Here is a 6,034-nt window from a genome sequence, read left to right as displayed (position 1 = left end):
CTGCACCTGCTGGTGGTGCGAATGGCTCATCGGATTGCTATACATCGGGGCGGACGCTACTGCGCTGACCGGCGCAGCAAAGGCAAGTGCAAGTATGAGTGAACGCATGTGAGTCTCTCCGTGTTGCTGAATTCGAGAGGATCTCTGCCATGGTTCAGAGAAGCTCTTAGTGATCAGTGATACGTGAGCCTCATCACAGCAGTTCCACAAAAAGTATTGAAATTCCGTCAATCAAATCCAAGATTTTCGCACGGTTTCCCTGCAATTACCGAGCCAATCTTGCTCTCCGCGCCCCGTCGAATCCAACCCCGCATCCCCGGCGATATCATGTCCTGATGAAATCCCTGGCGATTTCTCCTCGCCCTTTCCTGCGCCTCTTCCTCACCCTGTCGCTCAACGCTTCCATCGTTGCTGTGGCTCAGGCACCCATGCCCCCTCTATCCGCCACTTTCCCCGCCTCCGAGTGGACTCGCACCACGCCCGCCGCTGCCGGCTGGGACGCCGCCCGCACCAAACGCGCGACCGACTATGTAAGTGACATCGGCGCGACCTCCGTCCTCTTCATCCAGCACGGCCTCATCGTCGCCCAGGGCGGCGACACTGCCGCCCGCACCGAGATTCACTCCTGCCGCAAGAGCTTCCTCAGCGCCCTCATCGGCATCGCCGTCCAGCGCGGCCAAATGCATCTCGACGACACCCTCGCCTCCCTCAACATTGACGACAACAAACCCGCGCTCACCCCCGAAGAAAAACAGGCCACCGTGCGCATGCTCCTCGAAGCTCGCAGCGGCGTCTACCACGAGGCCGAGTACGAAACCACCGGCATGGCCGACAAGCGCCTAGAGCGCGGCTCCCACCCGCCCGGCACCTTCTGGTACTACAACAACTGGGACTTCAATACTCTCGGCGCCATCTACGAAAAATCCGTCGGCCACTCCATCTATGAATCCCTCGCCACCGAGATCGCCACACCCATCGGCATGCAGGACTTCCGCGCCAAAGACGGCCACTACGTCCGCGGCCCGGAATCGCGTTTCCCCGCCTATCCCATGCGCATGTCCGCCCGCGATATGGCCCGCTTCGCCCTTCTCTATCTCCACCACGGCAACTGGGCCGGCACTCAAATCATCCCCGCCCAATGGGTCGCCGACTCCACCCACCCCTGGTCCGACACCGAGTCCGGCGGCTACGGCTATCTCTGGTGGACCGCCGACTCCGCCACCCCCGCCCATCAACCCGAATACGTCTTTTCGCCCGGAAGCTTCTGGCTCGAAGGCCATCTCGGCCAATACGCCGTCGTCGTTCCCTCGCTAGACCTCATCGTCGTAGTGCGCGTCGACAGCGACATCACGCGAAAGGTAGTCCATAAGCGCCAGATGGCCGAGCTCATGAAGTTGGTAGTCGCCGCAGCCTCTCCCAATCAGCCCTAGGCTCTACGCGCCCGTCGAACCAAACCCCGCAACCCCCCGCGGCGCCTCCGCCAACATGTCCGTCTCTTCAAACGTCGCCTGGATTCTCTCCACAATTCTCAGCTGCGCAATCCGATGTCCCGGCGCCACCATCTGCGGTTCGCTCGTAAGATTCGTCAGCACAATCTTCAGCTCCCCCCGATACCCCGGATCGATCACGCCCGCCAGCGTAGTGATCCCCCGCACCGCCAACCCCGACCGATCCTCCACCAGCGCTCCATGCGTGGACGGCAACTCCATCGCCAACCCGGTCCTAACCGCCTGCGTCGACCCCGCCTCTCCCACCGGAGCCAGCACCGCCGCCTCAGCAGCAAACAAGTCCGCCGCCAAATCCCCATAAGCACCCGCATGCGCATACCGCGGCATCTGCGCCGCCGGCAACAACCTCTGCACCAATATCGTCGGACTCATCTTCATCGCTCTCCTAATCCTGTTCTACGAAAGCCACTTCAGCAACCGAATCACGCCCATCGGCGCCGCCTTCGAGTGCGCCGACACATCCGTCCGCGCATGAATCGCCTTCCGATTCTCGCTGTAATACGAAAACGCCCGCAGCATCATCTCTTCATTCGTCAGCGTAGGCGTCCACCCCAACTCCGTCCGAATCCTCTGCGTATCAAACACAAAACTCTCCGCAATCATCCGATAGTGATACGGACCCAGCGGCGACACCTTCAGCCGATGCGCCAACTGCATCATCGCAACGGTAGGCTTCCGCGGCAGCGAAGCCACGCGCGATTTACTGCCCGCCGCACGAATCACACTCTCATACATCCCCCGCATCGTCGGCACATCATCGCTGCCAATATGAAATAAATTCGACTCCTCATACTGCAGACACAGCAAACAAGCCGTAGCCAAATCCTGCGCATAAATAAATTGATACCGGCTCGACCCATCCCCCACTACCCAAACTTTTTTTCCATCCTCAATAAACTCAAACAGGATCGCCAGCAGTCCCAGCCGCCCACTATCAATAATCGTCGGACACCGAAGCGTCACCACCTTGAACTCCGGCCGCTTCTCCACGATCGCCGCCAGTTCCCTCTCCGCCTGCAGCTTCGACCGCCCATACAACTCCACCGGCGCCGGTACATCCACCTCCGTCACCGGCCGTCCAAATCCCTCCGCCCACAAGCAGTTCGACGAAATATTCACCATCTTCGTCACGCCCGCCGCCAGCGCAGCCTCCGCCACGAGCCGCGTTCCATCCACGTTTGAAGTCCAAAGCAGCGTGTCATCCTTCACGTCATGCGCCAGCATCGCCGCGCAATGAAACACGCCCTCAAATTTGTGCTCACCAAACACTCGCGCCAGCAATCCCGCATCGCGAATATCCCCCTGCACACTCGTCAGCCGTTCAGCGCCAGCATCCTCATCGCGCACCAAATCAATGTTGGTCACCGCAAACCCCTCCGCCAGCAGCCGCCGCTTCAGCACACCGCCAAAGAACCCGGACCCTCCCGTTACCAACATCTCTTGCCGCATCACAACCCTCTACTCTCTACCCGCTTCTTCTCCGTAGAACGGAAAAGGAACACGGCCAGCACCGCAATCAACGGCTCCATCGGATGCCGAAATCGCGGCTGCACCGTCACCAGATAGTATGGCAGCGGCAGCAGCAAAAAGATCAGCGCAAACAATCCCGCCCCCTCCACGCGCCGCCGAATCATCAACCCCAGCCCCAACAAACCGCACACACTCAAAAAGCAATAACTCACCTGCCGCAGAAACTCATTCGCCAAATGCCCATTCGCAGCATGCGGCGTCCCATCCCAGAAAAATAGAAACCGATCCAGCGTCCACTTCGCAGTCCTCCACGGCCGAGCCCGAATCCGCGCCTTCGCCTGCTCCCCGCGCATCTTCGCAAACGCAATCTCGCCCATCCGCACATACTGCCGATACTCCGGATCCCCCGTCCACAGCGGCACGGTTGTCCCCCACGGAAACCCATCATTCCGCTCCAGCGTCGATTCATAGAACTCCACCCCAAAATTATCTCGAGTCAACACCGGCGCACCCATCACCCGCACATTCCGCACCACCCAAGGCGCGAGCACCGCAGCAAACGCCACACACGTAAGCACCGCACCCACAACCGTCTTGCCACTCGGCCGCCACCTCCTCAACTCCGGCCACGCAATCCAAACCAACATCGCCGGCAGACAAAGCATCAGCGAAGCATTCGTCAACGCAATCAACCCCCACAACACCCCCAGCACAAACCACAGCAATAATTCATTCCGTGGCTGACCCACGGACAGGTACCCCGAGGCTTCAGCCTCGGGTCTCATACCCTTTGAGAAAAATAGGGCTTTAGCCCCTGGGGTATGCCCTTCCTGCTCCTCCCCCACGCCCCGCAACCGCAACGCCACCACAACCGCCCAACTAAAAAGGCAAGCCGTCAGCGACATCTCCCAAACCCAATGCACCGCATACTGCAACGCCGCCGGATACACCGCCCACATCCAAGCCGACCAGACCGCCACCGGCGCCGCATACGTCGCGCCCCGCCGAGCAATTCCCCGAGCATCAAAACACCGCGCAGCAATCTCATACACCGAAGGCACAATCGCAGCCGACAGCGCACTATCCACCACCATCAACGCCAGCGCCGCACCCCGCGTATACACCCCAAACACCTTGAATGCCCCAGCCATCAGCAGCGGATACAGCGGCGGCAGCCAAGCCGTCGGCCCCGAGAATCCATTGAACGGATTCGCATACCCCTGCCCTGTTACCAGCGACCGCGCAATCCGCCCCGCCTCAAACCCAAAATTAAAGTTCCCCTGGTCCGCGCGAATCCGATACGTATGCCCCACCAAAATCACCACCACCCGCAGCGCAAACCCCACCCAGAAGATCATCCAGGGCGCCTGCCACCACGCCCGCTCCGACCCCTCCGCACCCATCCCAACCGAACGTTTCACCCGCTAAGTCTATCGCTCTCTCCCCTGCACCAATTCCTAGCCCCCTTAACGCACATCCCGCCGACCGACCCGGCACCATCGCCGTGCGCGTAGCACCTCGCGTACGCTGTTCTCATGGCCTCGGAACCTCACCCACCGCACGAACCCAACCCCCTCCGCAGCCACGCCCTCCGCTCAACAGCTTTCGCAACCCTCCTCGCCGCCCTCGTCATCCTCACCCTCCTCGGCCACAACCGCCTCACCGACTGGGACGAAGGCATCTATGCCCAGGTCTCCCGCGAAATGCTGCAATCCGGCTGGCTCGTCCCCCACTGGAACTCCCTAGTCTGGATCGACAAGCCGCCACTCACCTACTGGATCACCGCCCTCTTCTTCAAACTCTTCGGCGTCTCGGAACTCACCGCCCGCCTCGGCTCCGCGCTCTCCGCCATCACCCTAGTCGCCGTCCTTCACGCCTGGCTTCTACGCACGCGCGACAACCTCACAGCCTGGCTCTCCACGGTCGTCCTTCTCTCCACCTTCGGCTTCCTCCATGTAGCCCGCGTTGGAGAAACCGACACCCTCCTCTCCCTGGGCTCTCTCCTCGCCCTCATCGGCCTGGCAAACCTCCTCCTTCCCCGCGATCTCGGATCGACCACCGCCTCCCTCAACGGCTGGTATCTCTACTGGACAGGCTTCGCCATCGCTCTCATGAGCAAGAGCGCCGCCAGCGGAACCCTCTTCCTCACCCTCCTCGTCCTCCTCGCAATCGACCCCACCCTCCGCCGCCGCATCCGAGCCCCTTTCTTCTACGGCCTCCTCCTCTTCCTCGCCCTCACCCTCCCCTGGCACCTCTTCATGCTCCACCGCTTCGGCCAGGTCTTCGTCAGGCAATACCTCGGCCTCCACGTCCTCGGCCGCGTCGCCTATCAATTCGACGGCCACCTCACCCCCTGGTGGTACTACCTCCGCGTCCTCCTCTTCTCCGCCCCGCCCTGGGTACTTCTCTACCCCGTCGCGATCTACGCCACCTTCCGCACCCCATCCCTCCGCGCTTTCCGCCCCTTCGCCATCTTCGCCCTCGTCCAAATCCTCTTCTTCAGCTGCATCCAGACCCGCCTGCCCCACTACATGGCCCCCGCCTACGCCCCGTTCTCCGCCCTCGTCGCCATCTGGCTAGCTACTTGGCTTTACGCCAAGAGCCCGGTCCTCGTGACCGAACCAGAAAATGCTGTGACCCTGGGCCAGGCAGAAAATGCTGTCGTCTTGAGCCAACGAGAAGATGCTGTCGTCCTGAGCGAAGCGCGCAGCGCGCAGCCGAAGGACCCCAACGACCTCCGCCCCGCCCCAATCTCCTCACCCCTTCCCACCCGAACCATCCTCCAGTTCGCCGCCGCCCTCGCCGTCCTCTGGATCCTCACCGCCCTGGCCACCGCCCATCCCCGCAGCCGACTCCACTCCCCCGCCCTCCCCAACGGCCAGGTCACCCCCAACAACCGCGAAGAGACCGCCCTCCTCAAACAAGCCTTCCGCCACCCCTCCCCTCTCGTCGCCAATACCCCCGGCCCCCTCCTCGACTTCCGACCGGGCACATACAACCCCATCCCCACCGTCCTCTTCTACGCCAACCTCCCCGTCCAGCAAGTCGAGCTCCAG

Annotated in this window: 5 protein-coding genes; 2 read left to right on the top strand and 3 right to left on the bottom strand. The window is 61.8% G+C overall.

Features of this window, described 5'->3' with window-relative positions:
* Positions 1 to 335 precede the first annotated feature (335 nt).
* A complete protein-coding gene (locus tag GSQ80_RS20040; protein WP_216850486.1) occupies positions 336 to 1,430 on the top strand; it encodes a serine hydrolase in 1,095 nt (364 codons plus the stop codon).
* Positions 1,431 to 1,433: 3 nt separating this feature from the next.
* On the opposite strand, the gene dut is transcribed toward GSQ80_RS20040, so the two are convergent.
* Genes dut through GSQ80_RS20025 form a run of 3 tightly spaced genes read right to left on the bottom strand, consistent with a single transcriptional unit; the run spans position 1,434 to position 4,399 of the window.
* Positions 1,434 to 1,880, bottom strand: a complete 447-nt coding sequence (gene dut / locus GSQ80_RS20035; RefSeq protein ID WP_158789446.1) for a dUTP diphosphatase — start codon at positions 1,878 to 1,880, stop codon at positions 1,434 to 1,436.
* 24 nt (positions 1,881 to 1,904) lie between these two features.
* The gene (locus GSQ80_RS20030; RefSeq protein ID WP_158789445.1) at positions 1,905 to 2,957 is read right to left on the bottom strand and encodes an NAD(P)-dependent oxidoreductase; all 1,053 of its coding nucleotides are present in this window, start codon (positions 2,955 to 2,957) and stop codon (positions 1,905 to 1,907) included.
* Complete coding sequence (locus GSQ80_RS20025) at positions 2,957 to 4,399, bottom strand: hypothetical protein (protein WP_254059809.1); 1,443 nt, start codon at positions 4,397 to 4,399, stop codon at positions 2,957 to 2,959. Before GSQ80_RS20025 ends, GSQ80_RS20030 begins: the two co-directional genes overlap by 1 nt.
* A gap of 114 nt (positions 4,400 to 4,513) precedes the next feature.
* Between GSQ80_RS20025 and GSQ80_RS20020 the strand changes: the two genes are divergently transcribed.
* The coding region (locus tag GSQ80_RS20020) for a glycosyltransferase family 39 protein (RefSeq protein WP_158789444.1) at positions 4,514 to 6,034 on the top strand (1,521 nt) is incomplete at its 3' end.

The organism is Granulicella sp. L46 (assembly GCF_009765785.1).
Classification (GTDB): domain Bacteria; phylum Acidobacteriota; class Terriglobia; order Terriglobales; family Acidobacteriaceae; genus Granulicella.
This window is presented reverse-complemented; position numbering and strand designations above follow the sequence as displayed.